Source organism: Shewanella sp. Pdp11 (genome assembly GCF_002838165.1).
Classification (GTDB): domain Bacteria; phylum Pseudomonadota; class Gammaproteobacteria; order Enterobacterales; family Shewanellaceae; genus Shewanella; species Shewanella hafniensis.
The window spans coordinates 3542191-3564405 of record NZ_CP015194.1 but is presented as its reverse complement, the minus strand read 5'-3'; the positions used below and the strand labels follow the sequence as shown (position 1 = coordinate 3564405).

20 protein-coding genes and 1 pseudogene are annotated in these 22215 nt (G+C 45.8%); 12 read left to right on the top strand and 9 right to left on the bottom strand.

Annotated features, from left to right (window positions below):
* Positions 1-70: 70 nt before the first annotated feature.
* Positions 71-1810, bottom strand: a complete 1740-nt coding sequence (ggt, locus tag AYJ58_RS15785) for a gamma-glutamyltransferase (RefSeq protein WP_106650852.1) — start codon at positions 1808-1810, stop codon at positions 71-73.
* A gap of 108 nt (positions 1811-1918) precedes the next feature.
* Here ggt and AYJ58_RS15780 point away from each other — a divergent pair, with 108 nt between their 5' ends.
* Positions 1919-3343: a GNAT family N-acetyltransferase gene (locus AYJ58_RS15780; protein ID WP_106650851.1), complete on the top strand. Its 1425-nt coding sequence runs from the start codon at positions 1919-1921 to the stop codon at positions 3341-3343.
* 133 nt (positions 3344-3476) lie between these two features.
* Here AYJ58_RS15780 and AYJ58_RS15775 read toward each other — a convergent pair whose 3' ends face one another.
* Positions 3477-4100 carry a LysE family translocator gene (locus AYJ58_RS15775; protein WP_106650850.1) on the bottom strand — a complete coding sequence of 208 codons (624 nt, stop codon included), beginning with the start codon at positions 4098-4100 and terminating at the stop codon, positions 3477-3479.
* A 348-nt stretch (positions 4101-4448) separates the two neighbouring features.
* On the opposite strand from AYJ58_RS15775, the gene AYJ58_RS15765 reads away from it, so the two are divergent.
* A complete protein-coding gene (locus AYJ58_RS15765; protein ID WP_106650848.1) occupies positions 4449-5033 on the top strand; it encodes a sugar O-acetyltransferase in 585 nt (194 codons plus the stop codon).
* 121 nt (positions 5034-5154) lie between these two features.
* Here the strand turns inward: AYJ58_RS15765 and hppD are convergent, their stop codons facing one another.
* Both hppD and AYJ58_RS15755 read right to left on the bottom strand, forming a co-directional pair.
* Positions 5155-6195 (bottom strand): 4-hydroxyphenylpyruvate dioxygenase, encoded by a 1041-nt coding sequence (gene hppD, locus AYJ58_RS15760; RefSeq protein WP_106650847.1) that lies wholly within the window; start codon positions 6193-6195, stop codon positions 5155-5157.
* Positions 6196-6292: 97 nt separating this feature from the next.
* Positions 6293-7453 carry a homogentisate 1,2-dioxygenase gene (locus AYJ58_RS15755; protein ID WP_106650846.1) on the bottom strand — a complete coding sequence of 387 codons (1161 nt, stop codon included), beginning with the start codon at positions 7451-7453 and terminating at the stop codon, positions 6293-6295.
* A gap of 214 nt (positions 7454-7667) precedes the next feature.
* Here AYJ58_RS15755 and AYJ58_RS15750 point away from each other — a divergent pair, with 214 nt between their 5' ends.
* Both AYJ58_RS15750 and AYJ58_RS15745 read left to right on the top strand, forming a co-directional pair.
* Entirely contained in the window at positions 7668-8582 is a 915-nt protein-coding gene (locus AYJ58_RS15750) for a LysR family transcriptional regulator (RefSeq protein WP_106650845.1), read from the top strand.
* Positions 8583-8839: 257 nt separating this feature from the next.
* Positions 8840-9634, top strand: a complete 795-nt coding sequence (locus AYJ58_RS15745; protein ID WP_106650844.1) for a TIGR00266 family protein — start codon at positions 8840-8842, stop codon at positions 9632-9634.
* A gap of 145 nt (positions 9635-9779) precedes the next feature.
* Here AYJ58_RS15745 and AYJ58_RS15740 read toward each other — a convergent pair.
* The 3 genes and pseudogenes from AYJ58_RS15740 to AYJ58_RS15730 form a co-directional block, all read right to left on the bottom strand.
* Positions 9780-11050, bottom strand: a pseudogene (locus AYJ58_RS15740) (hypothetical protein).
* Between the two features lie 506 nt (positions 11051-11556).
* Positions 11557-11901, bottom strand: a complete 345-nt coding sequence (locus AYJ58_RS15735; RefSeq protein WP_106650843.1) for a hypothetical protein — start codon at positions 11899-11901, stop codon at positions 11557-11559.
* An 88-nt stretch (positions 11902-11989) separates the two neighbouring features.
* The gene (locus AYJ58_RS15730) at positions 11990-12451 is read right to left on the bottom strand and encodes an EVE domain-containing protein (protein WP_106650842.1); all 462 of its coding nucleotides are present in this window, start codon (positions 12449-12451) and stop codon (positions 11990-11992) included.
* Between the two features lie 278 nt (positions 12452-12729).
* On the opposite strand from AYJ58_RS15730, the gene AYJ58_RS15725 reads away from it, so the two are divergent.
* Both AYJ58_RS15725 and AYJ58_RS15720 read left to right on the top strand, forming a co-directional pair.
* Complete coding sequence (locus tag AYJ58_RS15725) at positions 12730-13110, top strand: DUF6508 domain-containing protein (RefSeq protein ID WP_106650841.1); 381 nt, start codon at positions 12730-12732, stop codon at positions 13108-13110.
* A 139-nt stretch (positions 13111-13249) separates the two neighbouring features.
* Entirely contained in the window at positions 13250-14962 is a 1713-nt protein-coding gene (locus AYJ58_RS15720; RefSeq protein WP_106650840.1) for an AMP-binding protein, read from the top strand.
* 96 nt (positions 14963-15058) lie between these two features.
* On the opposite strand, the gene AYJ58_RS15715 is transcribed toward AYJ58_RS15720, so the two are convergent.
* Positions 15059-15331 (bottom strand): PGPGW domain-containing protein, encoded by a 273-nt coding sequence (locus AYJ58_RS15715; protein WP_106650839.1) that lies wholly within the window; start codon positions 15329-15331, stop codon positions 15059-15061.
* 279 nt (positions 15332-15610) lie between these two features.
* On the opposite strand from AYJ58_RS15715, the gene AYJ58_RS15710 reads away from it, so the two are divergent.
* From AYJ58_RS15710 to AYJ58_RS15700, 3 genes are all read left to right on the top strand, one after another.
* Positions 15611-16357 (top strand): substrate-binding periplasmic protein, encoded by a 747-nt coding sequence (locus AYJ58_RS15710; protein WP_106650838.1) that lies wholly within the window; start codon positions 15611-15613, stop codon positions 16355-16357.
* Between the two features lie 161 nt (positions 16358-16518).
* A complete protein-coding gene (locus AYJ58_RS15705) occupies positions 16519-17559 on the top strand; it encodes a M14 family zinc carboxypeptidase (protein WP_106650837.1) in 1041 nt (346 codons plus the stop codon).
* The gene (locus tag AYJ58_RS15700) at positions 17556-18461 is read left to right on the top strand and encodes an alpha/beta fold hydrolase (protein ID WP_106650836.1); all 906 of its coding nucleotides are present in this window, start codon (positions 17556-17558) and stop codon (positions 18459-18461) included. Before AYJ58_RS15705 ends, AYJ58_RS15700 begins: the two co-directional genes overlap by 4 nt.
* A 35-nt stretch (positions 18462-18496) precedes the next feature.
* On the opposite strand, the gene AYJ58_RS15695 is transcribed toward AYJ58_RS15700, so the two are convergent.
* A complete protein-coding gene (locus tag AYJ58_RS15695; RefSeq protein ID WP_106650835.1) occupies positions 18497-18904 on the bottom strand; it encodes a YccF domain-containing protein in 408 nt (135 codons plus the stop codon).
* Positions 18905-19169: 265 nt separating this feature from the next.
* On the opposite strand from AYJ58_RS15695, the gene AYJ58_RS15690 reads away from it, so the two are divergent.
* From AYJ58_RS15690 to prs, 3 genes are all read left to right on the top strand, one after another.
* Positions 19170-20219: a pyridoxal-phosphate dependent enzyme gene (locus tag AYJ58_RS15690; RefSeq protein WP_106650834.1), complete on the top strand. Its 1050-nt coding sequence runs from the start codon at positions 19170-19172 to the stop codon at positions 20217-20219.
* A 61-nt stretch (positions 20220-20280) separates the two neighbouring features.
* Positions 20281-20994: an NrtR DNA-binding winged helix domain-containing protein gene (locus AYJ58_RS15685; protein WP_106650833.1), complete on the top strand. Its 714-nt coding sequence runs from the start codon at positions 20281-20283 to the stop codon at positions 20992-20994.
* A gap of 325 nt (positions 20995-21319) precedes the next feature.
* A complete protein-coding gene (gene prs, locus AYJ58_RS15680; RefSeq protein ID WP_106650832.1) occupies positions 21320-22207 on the top strand; it encodes a ribose-phosphate diphosphokinase in 888 nt (295 codons plus the stop codon).
* Positions 22208-22215 lie beyond the last annotated feature (8 nt).

Sequence of the window (22215 nt, the reverse complement as noted above, 5' to 3'; positions counted from 1 at the left end):
TCATCCACCTATTTCTCTCACTCATCTCTTTACACTCATCTATTTCAGTAACATTGGCATCATGGAGATGCTAGTAGCCGATGGCTTCGCTACCTGAATGGCGAGGGTCAGAGGCGCCAAAAATCCCTTGTTCGGTCACCATGATTGATTGTGTACTGCCCATCGCGGGCTGTACTTTCACTTTGTGGCCTTTGGCTTCGAGCAGGGAAATGGTATCGCGGTTTAAGCTGGATTCAACTCGCAGCTCATCGGGCAGCCATTGATGGTGTACCCGCGCTGCATTACTGGCTTCGGCGATGTTTAATCCATGATCAATAACATTCATGATGATCTGCAGTGTGGTGGTGATAATGCGTGAACCGCCTGGGCTGCCAGTGACGAGGAAGGGCTTGCCATCTTTCATCACAATAGTGGGGCTCATTGAACTGAGTGGGCGCTTATTGCCTTCGACCGCATTGGCATCACCGCCAACTAACCCGTAGCCGTTTGGCACGCCGGGTTTGGCCGAGAAATCATCCATCTCGTTATTGAGCAAAATGCCAGTTCCCTTGGCTACTAAACCTGAGCCGTAGCTGAAGTTTAAGGTGTAAGTGTTTGAAACCGCATTGCCCCATTTATCCACTACCGAGAAGTGAGTAGTTTGGTCGCTCTCATAGGGCGCGAGTTTACCTGGCTTGATTTCGGCGCTTGGCGTTGTTTTATTCATCGCGATTTGGCTGGCGATTTTTTGGGCGTAGTCCTTACTGGTTAAGGCTTTGACGGGCACCTTATAAAAGTCGGGATCGCCTAAGTATTCGCTGCGATCGCTATAGGCATGCTTCATGGTTTCTGCCATCAAATGAATCGTCTGCGCCGTATTGTGGCCGAGTTTATCAATCGGGAATTGCTGCAGTACATTAAGCATTTCTATGATGTGCACGCCGCCCGATGATGGTGGTGGCATAGATACAACCTCGTAGCCACGGTATTCGCCGCGCACGGGTTCGCGTTCTACAACCTTATAATTTTTAAGGTCGTCTAAAGTCATAATGCCGCCAGCATCCTTCACCGCATTGATGAGCTTAGTGGCGGTTTCACCTTCGTAGAATCCTTTAGTGCCTTTTTCAGCGATCAGACTTAATGAATGTGCAAGTTCAGGTTGTTTAAGAATATCATCAACTTGAAAATCACTGCCGTCGGCTTTGTAGAAGATAGCGGCCGTAGTTGGCCATTGGGACATGCGACGTTTTAGGCCTGCAAGGGACTGTGCAAGATCTGGCGTCACGCTAATGCCTTCCTGCGCCATTTTAATCGCGGGAGCAGTGACTTGGGCGAGTGTCATAGTGCCATATTTTTCAAGGGCTAAGCTCATGCCCATGACTGTACCTGGGACACCTACAGCAAGGCCGTGTTCGCGGCTCAGCTTTTCAACTGCATCGCCATTCTCGTCGAGGAAAATGTCTTTCTTGGCTTTAGATGGCGCCATTTCACGGTAATCAATTGCTATGGTTTTGTTTTCTTTGGCAATATGCACCAACATAAAACCGCCGCCACCGATATTACCAGCGCGCGGTAAGGTGACTGCCAAACTAAAAGCCACTGCCACGGCCGCATCAACCGCATTGCCGCCTTGTTTTAGGATCTCAACGCCAGTGCGACTGGCGAGTGTTTCTTGGCTGGCAACCATGCCATGCTTGGCCCACACAGGTTGTGCTGTGGCCATCTGGCTGAAAATTGACGATTCTTCGGCAAGCAGACTGGGTGATGATAGTAGGGGAAGCGCCATGGCAATGGCGAGAATAAGAGGTCTAAAAGGTCTTGTTGGACGCATACTCAATCCTGAATTTATTTTCATTATGGCTATGCAATGTGCCGAGAATTAGGCTTAATTGCAACCTTGTATATTAGTTAAGATCCGTAAAGGACGAGAATTTACCCAATGAGACAGCTTATCTTGGCCTTTGCGAGCTCAATATCGGATATTTCGGCCAGTGCGTGGAATGCCGTTATGGGGGAGGCGAATCCCTTCTGTCGCCATGAGTTTTTGTTGGCACTAGAGCAAAGCCATTCGGCCTGCGCTGCAACGGGTTGGACGCCGCGGCATTTATGCGTGTTTGATGTGGGTGACAGATTAAATGATGTCGTAAGTACCGATAAAAGCCTGTCGCCTTTGCCTGCAGGAGCCCTGATAAGCCGGCAAGCAGCTAAGCACTTCAATCCATTATCGCTGGTGGCGGTGATGCCCTTGTATCAAAAGTCTCACTCCTACGGCGAGTACGTGTTCGATTGGGCGTGGGCGCAGGCCTATGAGCGCCATGGGCTCGATTACTATCCCAAATGGGTGAATGCGATTCCTTTTACCCCAGTGCAAGGGCAAAGGATGGGCATTCATCCCGCATTTGATAGCGTTGAGCAACTGCGCGTGGCGCAATTACTGCTGCTGACATTGAATCGCCGGCTAACATCAGAGCTGTTTAGGTCCGAGCCTAGTGCGTTAGAGAAAAGTGATTCGTTTTTTGATGAGCCGGAGTTTGACCAGTCTGTTATTGATCAGCCCGTTGTTGAATCTGATCTTGATAGCTCAGTGCAAAGCGCTAAAGAGCTGGGCGACAGCCCAATTTCTTCATGGCATAGCTTGTTTGTTACTCCAAGCCAAACACCGTTATTTGCAGGCTCGCCCAATTCGCTGTTAAAACGCTTAGGCACTCAGTTCCATTGGCATAATCGCGGCTATCGAGATTTTGATGATTTTTTGGCGGGCTTTAGTTCGCGCAAACGTAAGAATATCTTGAAAGAGCGGGTGCAGTTACAGCCTTTTAATCTTAAGTTTCACTTTGTCGAAGGTGAACACATTACCGTTTCACAATGGCAGACGTTTATTCAGTGTTATCAATTAACTTACCTTAAACGCTCCGGTCATCGCGGCTATTTAACGCCCGAGTTTTTTCAGCAGTTGGGGGCACAACTCGCTGCGCAAGTTTTACTGTTGGTAGTCGAAGATGCCAAGGGCGAGATGGTAGCAGGCGCCTTGTATCTTAAAGGCGAGAATACTCAAGGGCAGAAATGCTTATATGGCCGTTATTGGGGCACCACGGTTGAGCTTGACGGTTTGCATTTTGAGGCATGTTATTACCAAGGTATTCAATACTGTATTGAACATGGGTTCCAGATGTTTGATGCGGGCGCACAGGGGGAGCATAAGGTGCTGCGCGGCTTTGAACCTGTTGAAATGTATTCCTACCATAATATCGCTCACTTAGGATTTAGGGCGGCGATTGCCGATTTTGTTGAGCAAGAAGCACAGCAAATGCAGCAATATATGGCGCAGATGCGCGCTGTTTTGCCCTACAAAAAAGAGCCCTAATAAAAGACCGAGTTAACGGGACATTATTGGGTTCTCATTTATGTCGTGCTTGTTCAACCTATGTAATACAACCTAAGCAGTTCTATCTAAGCTGTTAATTCAAAAGGTTAGCTATGAATGTTGGCTATGAATGTTAGCTCATGGCTAACCAAACGCCCACGCCTATCATCAGGCTGCCTGCAATGCGGTTTAACCAGCGAATATTATCGCCGCGGCTTAGGAAAATACGCAGGCTTTTGCCGCCGCTGGCGTAGGCGAGCATAGAGGTAAACTCGGTCACCATGATAATGCTCAGCAGCGCGAGCAGCTGCGGCGCAACGTCACGCTCGGCATTGATAAAAGGCGGCAATAGCGACACCATAAATGCCCAACCTTTAGGATTGGCAATGGCGGTAATAAAGCCTTGAGAGATCAAGGTAACATTGCTGGCTCTGGGGTTAGTGTCGTCATCGCTTAATATGGCCATCTTGCCGCGCGCGCGCCACATCTGTACGCCGATAAAGCCTAAATAAATTCCGCCGATCCATTTAAAAATTTGAAATACTTCGGGATAGTTGAGCATGATACTGGCCACGCCCATCACGGCGGCCGTGGCCACTAACGCCACGCCTACCAGTTCACCCAGCATCATCCACAGGGTGCGGCGCACACCTATGCTCATACCCAGTGTCATGGCGAGTGTCATGCACATCCCCGGCGTAATAGAAACAAAGAAAAAAGTCGGGATAAACACAGCGAGTAAGGCAAAATCAGGCATGGTTTGGTCATTCTTGGGTGAAGATGAGAAGGCCGATAGTGTAATGAAAACCGCGGGTTTAGCCAATGCGCGTCCCGTTTTTTCGATGAGTAACTGTAACTTAGTATGTAAACAACTCGACTTTTTTGGGATGTTTACTCTGTTATCACCACAAGATCTCGCTATTTATGTATCGAGTTTACCCAGCTGCTCCCCATCTTTGCGGTACAAAGTGTACCGTATTAGCGATAGATGAGAGATGAACATTGTCATATTCTCTGTTTGTCGCTTTTGTTACTTTAGCCACTTGAGCTTAAATGCTGAGGTTTGGTAGGGTGACAGCATGAAATTAATCGCAGGGGATGCATGATGCTTGAGAATAAAGGGATTGAAGTAAAACAGACTGAGAAACAAAAAATGTTGGCGGGTCAGCCCTATAAGGCTTGGGATGATGAGTTATTGGCCGAGCGGATGCGGGCGAAATACGTTTGCCATCAGTTTAATCTGGCCGAACCGACTCAGCTTGATGCCCGAATGGATCACCTTCGTGGCCTGCTCGATATTCAACACTGCGCCCATATTGAGCCTATTTTCTTTTGCGATTACGGCTATAACATCCATATCGGTAAGCAATTTTACGCTAATCATAATCTAACCATATTAGATGTTTGCTCCGTCTCGATTGGCGATAACGTGATGTTTGGTCCCCATGTGATGATTTCTACCGCTACGCATCCGATTGATCCCATTGCGCGGCAAACGACTGAATTCGGCGCGCCAATTCAAATCGGCAATAATGTCTGGCTTGGAGGTAATGTCTCTGTACTGCCCGGTGTGACCATTGGTGATAATTGTGTCATCGGTGCTGGTAGTGTCGTGAATAAGAGCATTCCGGCGAACTGTGTGGCGGCGGGGAACCCTTGTAAGGTTATCAAACCCATCAATGTGGAATAACGCAGGAAGGTCGATGCCGAGTGATTGGCGTTAATGCTGATGCTGATTTAGATGGCGATTTAGATATTCGTAGAAAGAAAAACGGTACGCAGTGGTACCGTTTTTTATGGGGGATGAAAACTTACAGTACGCCGCGGCGCATTTGATCCCGTTCAATTGATTCAAACAGGGCAGTAAAGTTGCCTTCACCAAAACCTAAATTATTTTTGCGTTGGATGATTTCGATAAAGATTGGTCCAAACAGGTTTTTAGTAAATATCTGCAATAAATAGCCTGTATCATCGCCATCCACCAGAATTTGGTGATGTTTGATGCGCTCACGATTCTCTGTCACTTGAGGCAACTTCTCAAATATGGTGTCGTAGTATTCAGGGATGATGTCTAGGCATTGGATTGAGCTGCCTTCCATCGCATCCAGCGATTTTACGATATCGCGGCTTCTAAAGGCTAAATGTTGCACACCTGGGCCATTGTATTCCTTCAGGTATTCATCGATTTGGTTCTTATCGCTGCCTTTACCTTCGTTAATCGGGATACAGAAGCTGCCATCGGGCGAGCGCAGGGCGTAGGACACTAGCGCGGTTTGCACGCCGCTGATGTCAAAGTAGCGCACTTCAGTAAAACCAAAAATGTTTTTATAGAAGTTAGCCCAATGTTCCATTGTGCCTTTGTAGACGTTGTTGGTTAAGTGATCGACTTCGATAAAGCCTTTCTCTTGGGTGATCACTTGCTCGTCTAAGTCTTCAAAATCAGCGGCATAGATATTGTTATCTGCGCCAAAGGTGTCGATGAAATAAATTAAGCTGTCGCCAATGCCGTAAATCGCAGGATAAGGCAGATCTTTATTGGCATCATCGGCGGGTTTTGCACCACGTTCAACGGCAACGCGATAGGCAAAGCCGGCATCTTCTACCCGCCAGCCCATAGAACAAATGGCTGGGCCGTGGGATTTAGCAAATTTAGCTGAGAAACCTTCGCGCTCAGTGTTGAGCAAAAAGTTAATGTCATTCTGTTTGTAGTACAGGATGTCTTTGTTTTTGGCTTTTTTCAGCAGTGAAAAACCAAAGTCGATAAAGACCTTGTGCATAAAATCAGTATCAGGGCTGGCGAATTCCGTGAATTCTATACCTAATAAGCCCAGTGGATTTAGTTCGCTTGCCATGATGTTTTCCTCATTATTTTAGTTCAACCGCCGACACTCTTTATCCCTTTTATTACCTTGGGATACGCAACCTTTTTGGTGCGCTGGTGGCTTAGGGCTAGTCTTCTAGCCAAGAGCGGTTGTAGTCTTTGCTCATGCAATTTTGTACATGTTCAGTTAATTTCAGTGGGGCGAACGTGTCGACCATCACTGCGTATTCATAGGTTTCTTTTTTGCCAATCGAGGCTTCAGTGCGGCCCGGTTGTGGGCCGTGGGCCACGCCTTTTTGATGTAGGGTCATGTAACCCGCTTCAATGCCCGTACGGCTCATAAAGTCGCCATCGACGTAATATAAGACTTCGTCGCTATCTATGTTGTTGTGGTAATAAGGCGCTGGAATCGATTTCGGGTGGAAATCGTAGGGGCGCGGCACGAAGTTACAAATCACAAAGTTATGGGCGGTAAAGACTAAGTGATCAGAAGGCGGCAGATGGATTTTGCCCACTTTTGGCGCGTATTCGGTAATGTTGAATGCCCAAGGGTAAACACAGCCATCCCAACCCACTAAATCAAAGGGATGCCATTCGAGCGTAGTGAGTTGGTATTTATCGCCAAACTTACACACTAAGGGGAAGGCACCGCGCTCAACCACAGCGTCTTGCAATGTAGGTACGCGCAAATCGCGCTCGCAGTAAGGTGCTGATTCTAATAGCTGACCATACTCGTTACGGAAATGTTTAGGCACTTCCACCATAGAGAATGACTCGATAACGAACAGTCGCACATTGCTGTAATCGTTGAATTTAAGTTGATAAGTCGTGCCACGTGGGATCACGAGATAGTCCCACTTTTGGACCTTAATCGTGCCGTACTCGCTGTAGAGTGTGCCTTCGCCTTCGTGGATAAAAACCACTTCATCGGCGTAGGCGTTACGGTAAAACTCGTCAGTATCGGCGCTGACTTTGGCGGTATAAAGTGCTAAGTCATTGTTATAAAAAATCTTGTTACGGGCGCTGAAAAAATTACCTTCACGGTCGGCGTCGCGGGAATCGAGTTTATAGTTTTGGACCAGCGAGTCTTCCCAATTGGCACCATGGCTTAGGCTATAGGGCGCCACTTCCAATGCTTTGGTTGGCATGTTGTGGTGATATTTATTGGAATAAATATTGGAAAACCCATGGGTTGAGAACAGCTCTTCACGGTAAAGCTCGCCGTTTTCCTTTTCAAATGCGATATGGCGCTTATGGGGGATCTGGCCTTGTTTCACATAAAATGGCATGGTTATTCCTTCAATATTGCGTTGCAGGATTGCCTACATCGCTGGTCGTTATACTGCAAGTTGCATTAGTGTGATCTTGTTATCAATTTAGTTGCTTGAATGAACAAAAAAAAGAATAATAAATCCGTTATCTCAGTCTAAAAATTAGATGGTATTCTAATCTTTACGAATCGTAGTGTTTCCGTGACATGTTCATAAGAGCCAAGGAGTGACCATGCGCATCGATATTGATGCTTTTAATGTGCTGCAAGTGCTGGTGGAAGAGGGCAGTTTTGCCAAGGCGGCGGAGCGGTTACACAAGGCGCAATCGGCGGTGAGTTATCAAGTTAAAAAGTTAGAAGAGCACTTAGGTGTACAACTCTTTAGCCGTGAGCAATATCGTGCAGAGCTGACGCAAGAGGGCCGAGTGATTTTGGCCGAGGGGCAAAGGTTATTGCAACACCTTGCAAACATTGAACATCTTGCCAGTCGTTTCAGTGAAGGCTGGGAGCCAAAGCTAGAGCTAGTGATAGACGGTGCCTTGCCGATGGAGCCCATTATGACGGCTTTAAAGCGTATGGCTGAGCATCAAATACCCACTAAAATTCAGCTCAATATGGAATTTTTAGGCGGCGTGCAACACAGATTCGAGCGGGATAATGCCGACTTGATGTTAGTGAAAGATTATCGCACAGGTCCTTATTATCATCCGCAACCTTTGCCAGCTATCACTAGCGTGCTGGTAGCGAGTGCTTCGCATCCTTTGTCATTTATTCGCGAAATTAGTTTGTCCGAACTGCAGCAACACGTGGAATTGACTATCGAAGACTCTTCACCCAATAAAAGTTACCGCGATGAAATGCAATTTGGCGGCGATAAAGTGTTTTATCTTTCTGGTTTTATCATGAAAAAGAACGCTTTGTTAAAAGGTTTAGGTTTTGGTTGGTTGCCAGACTTTCTCGTACAAGAAGAGTTGGTGAAGGGGGAGTTAGTTGAAATCGACTTTGTCGGTGGCAGCCGGTATACCTTTATTCCACAGCTCGTCTCGACCTTAGAGCGGCCGTTAGGCCGTGCGGGACAACTTTTTACCGAGTTGATATTAGAGGAGTTTGCTAAGGCTGAGCAGTTCAATGGTGTGGGTTTGGGTTGATAAGTCTTCACCTGTCATCTTTTGATACAAGTTACCGCATAAAATAATCGCATTTTGACATTTTATGTCATAGATTAATGCCTAGGTCAGATTAAGGCTTAGATTGAGAGTTAAAATAAGGCCTAAATTCAGACTGAGCTTAGATCTAGATTAAGGTTCGTGATGAAGAGTGAAATTGAGCCGCGATAGCTAAAGAGTTGTCCATCTGGGTCAATCTAAAGGCTAGTAACAAGGAACTGACAGTTAAGGGGAACAGTATGTCTAGACGTTGTCATGAAGTGGATTATGAAATCATCGGTCACAGTATGCAGTTGGTTGAAGTGGAGCTTGATCCTAACGAAACCGTGGTTGCCGAAGCGGGCGCGATGAACTACCTAGAGCAAGACATTAGCTTTGAGGCCAAAATGGGCGATGGCTCTGAACCAGAGTCCGGCTTTTTTGGCAAGTTGATGGGCGCAGGTAAGCGGGCGCTGACGGGTGAGAGCATTTTTATGACTCACTTTACCAATCAAGGCAACCAAAAGCGTAAAGTCGCCTTTGCCGCACCTTATCCGGGCACAATCCTTGCGATCGACTTAGCCGAACATGGCGGCGAGCTTATCTGCCAGAAGGACAGTTTTTTAGCGGCTGCGTTAGGTACGCGAGTGACGATGAAATTTAATCGCCGTTTAGGTACGGGATTTTTCGGTGGCGAAGGGTTTATTCTGCAAAGCTTACAAGGCGATGGCATGGCCTTTATCCATGCGGGCGGCACTTTAGTGAAGAAAGAACTGCGAGGCGAAACCTTAAGGGTTGACACTGGTTGTCTGGTTGGATTTACGCCTGGAATAGATTACGACATTGAGCGCGCAGGCTCGTTAAAGTCCATGGTATTTGGTGGCGAAGGTTTATTTTTAGCGACCTTAAAAGGCCATGGCACGGTTTGGCTGCAAAGCTTGCCGTTCTCACGTATGGCGGATCGCATTATCGCCCATGCCCCATCTGCGGGTGGCAGTGATCGCGGTGAAGGCTCAGTGCTAGGTGGTATTGGTCGTATGCTTGATGGGCGTTAAGCCGTAAGCTCAATCGATTTATCAATCACAGCACCATTTTGCAATCATGCTGTCTTTTCCTAAGGCATTCCAGATAATCCTCTGGGATGCCTTTTTAATTGAAACCTGTCATTTCCTTCAATGTTTTAAGCATATTTAGCTGTAATTAAAGCTGTGTTGGGCCGTTGTTAAGACTCTGCTGAATGCGTCTTTCAACTAGTTTAGATATGAGATACATCATTAAATAGCCTGTTCCCAAGGCTAAAATCACTGCGACGACATTCTCGGTATATAGGCGATAAGCGTAGAAAGTACCCACTAGCACTGCGATACCTGCGAGGCGAATGAGCAGGCTTTGGGTAAAATAGCCGTGAGCTTTGATATAGGCCAACTGATAGCCATTGAGCATCATGAATATAAAAAACATGGAGAAATGCATTAATACTGGGGCCGCTTTTATGTATTGCTCGGGGAATAGCCAAGCGACTAATGGCTTGCTCGCAAAGACCATAACGACAAAAAAATACCGCTGATCCACAAAGAAACTTTAGTCAGCCATGACTTAATTTGTTGGACTTCGTCAAAGCGTTTTTCTCGTACGCACACTGCGACTTCGGGCAGCACAAAGCGGTAGATGGGGAAGACAAACAGCAAGGTGAGGTAAGTGATCATCGGCCGCACCACCACTTGGAAATCACCCAGTTCATCTATGCTGAAATAGGCAATGGTCAGCAGTACTGTAATGTAAATCATCAAGATACTTGCGCCAGCCTCCATGGACGCCGTCAGGCTTTTCTTCATAAAACTGCGTAAACCTGTATCAAAATGCACCGCACTTAAGGGCGGAGTGGCGATATCCTTGCGTCGTTTTAAGTACATATATAAGGCAACGATGAGCGATGACAATGTCATGCTGTAAAAGAGTGACGCTATGGCCGTTTGTTTTAACGCATAGAAACACAAGAAAAAGCTGCTCACTTGTGCAATCGGCTCAAGCCAAGTCACTCGATTGGAGATGGCATATAGCCGGTACATAGCAATTTGATTGGTAAAATACACTTTAAGCCCCATGCTCAAAATAATGCCAACCAATTGAAAATATTCTACATTGAGCTGAAGTTTGTGTTTGATGTAGGGCAAAACTAAGCCCCAAGTCAGTAGCACCATAGCAATTAAGCTGTAGCGGAATATATTAGTGATATCCACATCTTGCTTGGTCTGGGAGTAGGTCACCACCATAGAGGAGCGAAATCCTGTCATCAGGATCAGCGACAGTGAGATGATATCGATAACCGTGTGATAGAGCGCAAGATCGGCTTTGGTAACCCATTGTGCTAACCAAAGCTTAAAAAGAAAACCCACAGAAATACTGGCAAGTGAAGCCCAGAACCCCGCAATAATCGCCTGCTTAACCCGTTGAAGTGAGGTGTGTTTCATTTTCAAAAATCCAGCGTCAGTCTACGGTCATTGGAGAGTAATAATAGATATGCTATGGGTGGCGTTAAGGTTATGCATTAGTCGCTGCTTTAGTTGTAAGAGAGCTTTGATAACGCTTAACTTACTCAAAATTATACGTATGAGTTTATGCAGAGCACTTGGTATCAATACTTCGATGTCAGGAGCTTAGTTTTCGGTCTCGACTATAACGTCTCACCTCACCGAAGAAGTTTTATCTGAGTTTACACACATATTAGCACTGGCTGAGTCTAGCATTCAGCTCATGAGTGACCAAGCATCAGAGAGTAAAGATATGATAAATATCAGTATGTTGCTTAATTGTAACTGTGGCCGTTAATTCGCTAGCGATTGCGGGATACATAGCAGTTCAGATAAGGGAGCGAGCTGTGCAAGCATCATGGTTTTGAATGCTTGCACGTCCTAATAAGAATTGGGCGTGCTAATAAAACTGCCGTGATTAGCCATTTCGCACATGTTATGCGTGACTATTCGGTAATAATATTGACGATATCGAGGATTTTACGGCTGTTATTATCGAGTTTGATCAATGCGCCTTCAACTTGAATGCTAATAATCCCATCTTTGTCTAAGGGCACAATGATACGGCCGCGGTCATAAATATCATGCTCAAGCACATCACCACGATGGAGTTTTTTCTGCCAACCGGGTGGCAGTGGTTGACCACGGTTCACTTTTTTCTGTAATCCCGGTGGTAAATCTTTATCATTTTTATGGTGTTTATGCTCTTGGTCGTCTTTAGCAAAAACAGAGATAGGCGCCATTAAACTGAGCACTAGCCCTGCGACAACCATTGACGTGAATTTATTCATCTGTGCTCCAAAAGGTGTTTAGTCGATGCTGTGACAATAGAGTCTCTTAAATGAACCTTAGCTGAACGTTTTACGTTGAGATGCTAACTCAACGGGTTAACATTAGCACAGCTTGCCATTGCTCGGCGGTCACAGGTTGGATACTTAGCCTTGAACCCTTAGTCACTAAATACATGTCAGCTAATTGCGGCAGGTTTTTAATCAAGCTTAAGGGAATAATATCGTTAAATTTTTCGACAAAGCGGATATCTACTCGTAACCATCTTGGTTTAGTTGGATCTGACTTAGGGTCGAAATATTTTGATTCGGGATCGAAGGCCGTGCTGTCGGGATACGCATTGGTCACGACTTCTGCGATACCGACAATACCGGGTACTTTGCAGCTTGAATGGTAAAAAAATACCTTGTCGCCAATCTGCATCGCATCGCGCATAAAGTTACGCGCCTGATAGTTACGTATTCCATGCCAAGCTTCGGTTTGGTTCGGGCAAGCCTTAAGATCATCTATGCTAAATTCGTCGGGTTCCGATTTCATAAGCCAGTAGTTCATTGGGTTTCCTTAATTCATAGTGGTCGTTAAGCGCTTCAATATCCCTGAGTTTATCTTAATTTTATCGAACACCCCAGTTCGTCACTCAGATCAAGCATTGTGAGTTTGATTAAGTTTCGGTTCAGATAAGGTGGCTTAGCCTGTGGGCAGCAATCTTATTTGGTATGCCTTATGCAAATTCTCGATACTAAAGGCAAAGCGTCAAATTCGATCTCGGTTTGTGATTGGTGCCCTATAAGTTGTGGCAGCAGTGGCAATCAAAACCTATGAGGTGTGTTATGGAAACTTCAACAATGACGTCCGACTGTGGTTTATACACTAAATATCTTAAGGATTTTACCGCCGGTGATGTGATCCTAAGCCATGAGCGTATGCTGGAATTTATTAATGACCTGACTACGCAAGGTTGGTTGTTGGCAAATTTCACCTGGGACTATTGGTATAACAACAGTTACTTAGTCGATAAACCCGCCTACATTCGTGATGCGAGCATAGCACAATGTAAGTTGCTGTTGACGGCTATGACGCGCCTTGAGGTCTTTAGTCCTGGCGTATTAGAAAATATGCGCCGCCAAGGGATTTTACTGGCCATTATTGAGCGCTTGCAAAGCTTAAATGTGCCTAAGTCGAGCACTCATCTTGAATTTATCAGCCGTTAGCACAGGGCTTTAATGGATTGTTATCTAATCGATTATCTTACTCTTTAGTCTAATAAAGTGTTTTTTTGCTTGTGACATGATCCGTGGATTGGTTAGTTTGGACCTCGCTAATCATAATAATAAATGCACGGAGGCCTTAATGTCTGTTCCAACAAGCCAAGTTATCAGTCCGCTCAACGTCAGCGAGTTTAGAGGCGAGTTATCACCGAAACTCGTTGAGAAAACCATAGGTCAATATCTTGATGAGATTGCGGCAACCTATCCCGACCAATTAGCCGTTGTCGTACATCATCAACATATCCGCTGGAATTACCGCCAATATCTCGCTCAAATCGAGGCGCTCGCCACAGGGTTATTGAAGCTTGGCATTCAGCCCGGTGATAGGGTGGGTATTTGGTCACCTAACAATATCGAGTGGTGTTTAACCCAATATGCGACCGCTAAAATTGGCGCCATCATGGTGTGTATTAATCCTGCGTATCGACCGGAAGAATTGCAATATGCGCTGAGTAACGTGGGTTGCCGCGCGGTAATTTGTGCCGACAAGTTTAAATCCAGCAATTACCTCGAAATGCTATACGAATTGGCGCCTGAGCTAACTTCTTGCCCTGCTGGTCAATTACAGGCGAAGGCCGTTCCTGAGCTCGAGTTTGTGATCCGTATGGGCGCTGAAAAATCCGTCGGCATGTTGAATTTTGATGACCTGCTCGTCGATGTGACCGCCGATGAAAAGGCTACACTCGATAAGATCGGCATAGCATTAAGCCCGTATGATGCGATTAATATCCAGTTTACCTCTGGCACGACGGGTAGCCCTAAAGGTGCAACCTTATCCCACCATAACATTTTGAATAATGGTTATTTAGTCGCAGAGGCGATGAAGTTTACCTGCCACGATAAACTCTGTATTCCTGTGCCCTTATACCATTGTTTTGGCATGGTGCTCGGTAGTTTAGTCTGCTTAGCCAAAGGCGCAGCGGCTGTGTTCCCCGGCGAGTCCTTCGATCCTTTGACGACATTGCACGTGATTGAGCAAGAGCGGTGCACCGCTTTACATGGCGTACCGACCATGTTTATTGCCGAGCTTGAGCATCCTGAATTTACGCGTTTTGATTTGAGTTCTTTACGGACCGGCGTGATGGCGGGGGCAACTTGCCCCGAAGAAGTGATGCGCCGAGTACAAAACCTCATGTATATGGAAGAAGTGCTGATTGGTTATGGTCAGACTGAGTGCAGTCCGCTCAATCACATTACTGAAATCGATTCGCCAGTTGAGAAACGTGTGCTCACTGTTGGCCGTGCTTTGCCCCATACCGAAGTGAAAATAGTTGACGAATTTGGTGAGGTGTTGCCAATTAACCAACCTGGTGAAGTCTGTAGTCGCGGTTATTGCATAATGCAGTGCTATTGGAACGATCCCGAAAAAACGGCGGCGACCATAGACAGTGCGGGGTGGCTACATTCGGGCGATATCGGCCAAATGGATGAGCAAGGTTATGTGCAAATTGTGGGTCGCATTAAAGATATGATTATTCGCGGTGGCGAAAATATCTATCCCCGTGAGATTGAAGAGAAACTTTACACCCATAAAGATGTGCAGGATGCGGCGGTCTTTGGTGTTCAAAGCGATAAATACGGTGAGGAAGTGTGTGCTTGGATTAAAGTCCGCTCAGGCTCCGCGATTACCGAAGAAGATATTCGTCATTTCCTCACCGAGAAGTTTGCCTATTTCAAGGTGCCACGTTACATCAAGTTTGTGGATCAGTATCCAATGACAGTGACGGGGAAAATTCAGAAATTCAAAATGCGTGAGCTGATGTATCAAGAGTTATATGAAGATATTAATGCTTAAGTGATTTGGCTCGCCTGCTTTTTTGACTTCAAGCCGTGCAATGCGGCTTGAATTTTATTCAGTCTATAGATGCCGTTTAACCCACAAGTGAACGAGTTAACGGAAGAGTCGACGAGTCATGCCATCGAGCCAAGCCGCACTTTGAGTTAACTTTCGCTGGCTGCGACGCAGCGCCAGCTTTGCCCACGCATATTGTGTGCTGAGCAGCGCCAATCCTAAGATAATCAAGAGTAAACCTGGACCGGGTAAGAGTAAAAAGACCAGCCCGAGCAAGGTTAAAGCTGCGCCAACCACAGTGATCCCCGCTTGAGTTATTGCGCCTTTTGTATGGGAGGACGTCGCGCGATTGAAAACGGAAACTTTGCGCATAGGAGTTGGCCTTATGGTGAGTTAATCGAATCAAGCTTTACTATTTACTATCAGTTGAGTACTGACTGTATATCAGTTTTCAGTCTAATCCTTTGCTTATTTTTTGGCATCTTATGTCATTAGCCGAATTGTAACAAAACTTCACTTCCCCGAAGTGGCTTCATGGCTATACTAAAACCAGAGATAAAGTATCAGCGATAAAATCTTGGCAGATAAATTTAATGCTTAATTTGTCGATGATTTAGTGGTTAATCCAAGCAGCAGGCTAAGGAGTCTTAAATGGTTCGATGGCGGTCAATGCTCCTTGCATGTTGTCTTTCCTCCATGGGATTGAGCACAGCGAAAGCGGATACTTTAATGCTGACATCCTTACTTTGGCCGCCTTATTCGGGGCAACAGTTAGCAGAGCAGGGCGCGAGTATTGCCGTAGTGCGGGCTGCGCTTAAAGTGATGGGGCATCAATTAGAAGTGGATTTTTACCCATGGAGCCGCGCTGTAAAGCTCGCCAGTATGCCTAATTCTGACTATCTGGGTTATTTCCCTGAATATTACTTTGAGACTGAAAAGTTTGTTTTTTCTAAATCGATTGGCGACGGTCCTTTGGGGTTGGTGGAGCAAAAAGCCCACCCTGTGAGTTGGAATTATGTCGAAGATCTGAATCGCTATACCTTAGGCGTAGTGAAAGATTATGTGAATACTCAGGCGTTAGATCGCATGATTGCTACAGGCGTTCAACCGACTGAAGCCGTCACTTCAGACGAGCACAATATTAAGAAAGTGGCCGCAGGCCGTATTGATGCGGCGGTAATCGATGTCAACGTGCTGCACTATTTACTTAAGCAAAAGCCCTTGCAACCGCTGGCGGACAAACTGCAAATCAACCGCCAAATTTTAGCGAATAAGCAGCTTTATATTGCGTTTCGTAATACCGAAGAAGGTCAACGTTGGCGAGATATTTTCGATCAAGGTTTGGCACAAATTGACGTCGAAACCATCATTGGAGAGTTACTGTATCGTGAAGACTAATGCATGATTTAGGTTAGTGTGCTCTCTAATTTTCCCTCTATTTTCAGCCTATTTCTCTTAAAATTACATTAGATATACCACTTGTCATCATTCTGTCTTTGTTTACTATTAGCATCACCTTAACGGTATGAGTTGCTCTCTCATTTTTTGATTAAGGTGACATGAATAAACTTCCCTTTGAGCTACCATTTGAGTTAGATACGCTGCAACAACTCATTGATACTCATCATCTTAAGTTGCAGTATCACATTCTTGCCGACATCCCATTTCGTCACGAACATTTTCCGCTCTACAGTGTTGAACTGGGGGGAGGAGATAAGCCCTGTCCGACAGTACTCTTTGTGGGCGGCGTGCATGGGGTTGAACGTATTGGCTCTCAAGTCATCTTGGCATTGTTGAACAGTTTGTTGCAGCGACTGGTGTGGGATAAACACCTACAGCAGATGTTAACGGGCGTGCGGTTAGCTTTTGTCCCAGTGGTGAATCCCGTTGGCTTATTTATGGGAACGCGAGGTAATGGTAATCAAGTGGATTTGATGCGTAACGCCCCGATAGAATCCTGCGAAAAAGTCTCCTTTATGGTGGGAGGGCAGCGGATATCATCACGGCTGCCCTGGTATCGCGGCATGGGGGGAATGGAGCTTGAAACCGCTGGCTTAGTTGCCTACGTACAGCAATTGCTGAGCCGCAGCACCAGTTTAATTTCGCTCGATGCCCACTCGGGATTTGGCTTGAGTGATCATATCTGGTTCCCCTACGCCCATACGCGTACCGCCTTCGAAAATGCCAATTATATTTTTCATCTAAAACAATTATTTGAACAAAGTTATCCACATCATGGCCATTACCGGCTTGCGCCGCAGAGCCAGTTCTATCGCACCAATGGGGATATTTGGGATTACCTCTATCGCCAGCATCAAGTGGCCGATCCCCATGCTCAGGTACCGTTTCTGCCTTTGACATTAGAGATGGGGTCCTGGGCTTGGATAAAGAAAAACCCAAGGCAAATATTTAATTTTGCAGGTTTTTTTAATCCGCAGAAAACACATCGTCACCACAGAATTTTACGCAGGCACACAGTGCTGATGCAATTTATGATGGAAGCGGCCTACGCCCAATCGTTAGAGCAGTTAACGCCTGAACGTTTGGCTGAACTCACTGAGTGCGCGCGGCAGTATTGGTATCGGGAGCCACAGTCATGACAACTTGGGTGTTATTGCGGGGATTAATGCGTGATCAGCGCCACTGGCATGGCTTCGATCAACGACTGCGACAAAAAGGATTGCGAGTACTGACCCCAGATTTGCCGGGTAATGGGATGTTATCCAATAAGGCCAGTCCGCTGAAGATTGCCGATTATGCCCATGCCGTGTGGTTGCAATTGGATGAGCAGGTGCAAGAAGGAGAAGCCATTTACCTTCTCGGCTTGTCTATGGGCGGTATGTTAGCGCTGGAAATGGCGCACCAGCGGCCTTGGCAGATAAGGCATGTTTTTGTACTAAACAGCAGTGCGGCGAATTTATCGCCTTGGTATCAAAGATTTAATCCGCTGAATGCATTGAAGGCGTTTTGCTTGCGGGCTCGGGGTAAAGCCTTACATCCCATCGAATCGACGATAGTGCGTTTAACCAGTTTTCGCCATCGACGAGATTGCGATTTAATTGCCGAATGGAGTGAATTTCGCCGCGAATCCTCGCCAACTATCCGTAACGCCTGGCGGCAACTGTGGGCGGCTTTTCAATATCAGAGTCCATTGACCGTGGAAGTACCAATAAGTGTGCTTTGCGGTGACCGTGATGCGTTGGTGAGCATGGCATCGAGTAAAGCTTTAGCGCAGCACTTTCACACTGATTTGATAGTATTAGCGTATTGCGGCCATGATGCGGCCATTGATGCCCCTGCAAAACTGGCACATTACCTGTTAGCGATTGCGACGCCGACTAAGCCGCAAACTGAGGTTCAAGAGGATGATGAACCTGCCCATGCTCAATATGTCCATACTCAATATAGTTGCAATGATTTACTGGAGGAGGAAATGGCCTTCAATGAGGCGATATTTTCAGTATGGGATGACAAAGCGCTATCCACTCATGAAACCAAATAATCGAGAGTGAATAGCGCAGTTAACTGATTGGCTTATTAAGCTTTAGCCACTACGGTTTGCCCTATCGGTGTTAGGCTGAGTAACGCCAATTTAAGATGCTGTATTCCAAAGGGAATACCGATAATCGTTACAAAACAGGCTAAGGCATGAGCTAGGTGGCCTATGGCTAACCAGATCCCAAACAGCAAAAACCAAATGATATTTCCCACCATGCCTAGGGCACCTGTGCCTAAATCATCACGTCCGGTCAAGTGGCGACGGTTGATTTGTTCTTGGCCAAATGGCCAGAAGGTCATTTCGCCGATAACAAAGCAGGCGCGGCCAAAGGGAATACCAATAATGCTGATAAAACACAGGATACCTGCGAGCCACCAAGCGAGTCCCATCACAAATCCACCGAGCACAAACCAAGCGATGTTGAATATTAAGCGTAATACTGCCATTGAAAACTCCTTAGGTTACTTTTTTAGCCTTTATCGTTAGCTGTAATGAATGCCGTTAGCTTTGATAAATTGAATATATGTCAATGACTAAGCGAGAAACGTGCCAATTTTTTAACACCAGTAAATCAATTGCTTACGGGTATTGTTCAAAACTGTATTTGTGATTTCCACTACTTCTTCGCTAAATTGCTAATTTCTTAGGGTACACTAGCCATTCCATTAAAATGGCTTAAAAGCCCGAGTATTTAATCGTTTGAGTAGCCTGATGTTTGCAAATTCCCCCGTCGATATTTTTGCCTTTGCTGGTCGAGAAATATTTCTAAAACGTGATGATTTATTGCATCCAGCGTTTAGCGGCAATAAAGCGCGTAAATTCGGTTATTTTTTAGATCATGAGTTTGCCGGCATCAACAAGGTGATAGGTCATGGCTCACCCTTAGCGAACTCTTTGTATTCCCTATCAACATTGGCCAAGATGAAAGGCTGGCAGTGTGACTTTTATGTTGATCATATTGCCAGTCAAATAGTTAAACATCCCACGGGCAATTATGCTGCTGCCTTAGCAAATGGTGCCAATATTATCGATTTAAGTGTGTTAATGGCGCAAAAGCAGACGTGCACTCATGCGCAATCTGAACCTCAGGTTTTGTCAAATCTTAAGGCTAGTCCTAACCTTAATGCGCAAGTTGAAAATGTGCGATTGAGTTGCCAAGAGTATATCGAGGCTCAAGTGCTCGCGAATGAACCGACGGCACTGTTTATCCCAGAGGGCGGACGCTGTTCCTACGCTGAATACGGGGTAAATGTATTGGCGCAAGAAATAGTGCAATTTGCGCAGGCGAATGATTTAGTCGATTTAACGGTATTTTTACCGTCGGGAACGGGGACGACGACGGTATTTTTAAATAAGTACTTTATTCGTCAGCAAACGGCGATTCGCGTCGTGACTTGTGCTGTGGTGGGAGGCGATGATTATTTACGTTTGCAATTCTCTATGCTTAATCCAAACACTCTCGAGCATCCACAGATAGTGAATGTCGGCAAAAAATATCACTTTGGTAAACTTTATCCGGAATTTTATGCCATGTGGCAGCGGATTTGCGCCTCAGGGATTCAATTTGAATTACTCTACGATCCCTTAGGTTTTATTGTGCTTGAGGATTATTTACAGCGAAGTGAACCAGGTCATGTGATGTATTTGCATCAAGGCGGATTATTGGGGAACGAGACCATGTTGCCGCGTTATCAGCGTAAATTTGGCCAAAGTAGCTATGCCCACGGCGCAGGATATTTACTTAGTGACGCTAAGACATAATGTGTTTGAAGCTGTGTCATGCCTAAGTTAAGCTTATGATATTGAATGATGGGGAATACTCATGACTGAAGCGGAATATCTTGCCAATTACGATCCTAAGGCTTTCAAGGCTCAGCTACTGACAGTGGATGCTGTATTGTTTACCTACCATGATCAGCAGCTTAAAGTACTCTTAGTGCAACGTTCAAACCATCCTTTTTTAGGTTTCTGGGGATTACCCGGAGGCTTTATCGATGAAAATTGCGATCAATCCTTAGAACAAACCGTATTACGTAAACTGCATGAGAAAACCGCGGTAGTGCCACCTTATATTGAGCAGCTATGCACTGTGGGTAATAGCTGTCGCGATGTGAGAGGTTGGTCGGTGACTGTGTGTTATACCGCGTTGTTGAGTTATCAAGCCTGCCAAATACAGATTGATTCAGTGAGTGATGCTAAGTGGTGGCCATTAGAGGATGTGTTACAGATGCCCTTAGCGTTTGATCATTTGCAGTTAATCAAGCAAGCGCGCGAACGTTTAACCCAGAAAGCCTTGTATTCCTTAGTGCCAGGCTTTGCACTCTCAGAACCTTTCACTTTGCCAGAACTGCAGCATGTACATGAAGTCTTGCTGGGTAAGCCTATCCAAGGGAAATCCTTCCGTCGGCGAGTGGAACAGGCCGATTTATTGATTGATACGGGCTTAAAACGTACTGAACGTGGCCGTCCAGCCAATTTATACCGTTTGAAGTCGGATACGGCATCCTATCGATTCTTAAGAAATCTAGAATGTTAGCTGTGCTTGCCACTTAAAGCTGTTACCCAGAGCAATAATAGAGACTGTTTGTGCAGTAGCATGAATTATCAGGGGCTATGTAGCCGCCGATGTTGCCGTAATACGTCCATTCTTTACTTTTCGATACCCATTTTCTCATTATCATTGCTAAATCGCATATAGTGTCTTAAGGACATTATATGCGATTTAGGTATATTCTTTACCATTATCCCGTAAAAAATAGTCTAAAAATCAACTTTACACATTAGTGTCTATAGGACACTATTGCTCGCAGGCAACAAGAGTGCTGTATATTGCAGCAATCTTGCATAGACAGGAGGTGTATATGTCTCTAGGCATTCAAACGTATCAAGACGCAGTTAACTCATCATATCAGCAGGCTGATTTTTATCGACTCCCTGCCGCTAATGATGAAAATCACTACCGTTTATTTCAATTTGGTGCGGGGGAGAATCATGTTCAACTGCTGGTTCCTCCAGCGAAACGCGTCACACTTTTCTTCGGCTATCGTGGTGATCAATCCATCATGCAACTCTTGTTGTTAACTGATGCATTACGCCGCAGCGGTGCAGAGCAGATCGATCTGTTACTGCCTTATATGCCGGGCGCCCGCCAGGATAGAGTGTGTAATGTGGGCGAGGCTTTATCAGTAAAAGTCTATGCCAGCCTGATTAATCAGCAGCAATATGCTTCAGTCAGCATTTTTGACCCGCACAGTGATGTCACCGCCGCATTGTTAGACCGAGTGCAGGTAATTGACAACCACAGCTTTGTCGCAGCGATCGCAGCCCAATTAACCGGTGAGCTAGTGTTAGTTTCGCCTGATGCGGGGGCTAATAAGAAAGTATTCGGCTTAGCTAAAGCGTTACAGGGTATGCCGGTGATCAGGGCCGATAAACATCGTGATGTGGTTAATGGCCATATTATTGCTACCGAAGTGTTCTGTGATGATTTATCGGGTAAAACCTGCTTAATCGTCGATGATATTTGTGCTGGGGGCAGAACCTTTATCGAACTTGCCATCAAGTTAAAGCAGAAGGGGGCCCAAAGCGTCATTTTGATTGTTTCACATTATGAGGACAAGGCCAGCGAATCGGCTCTGTGCGAGGCGGGCATCGACAGGTTATTTTGTACCGATAGTTTAGGTGTCCCTGCACATATTTCGAGCGAGTTCTGTGATTGCCATGCTGTTTTGAGTTATATGAATCATTAAGGAAAATA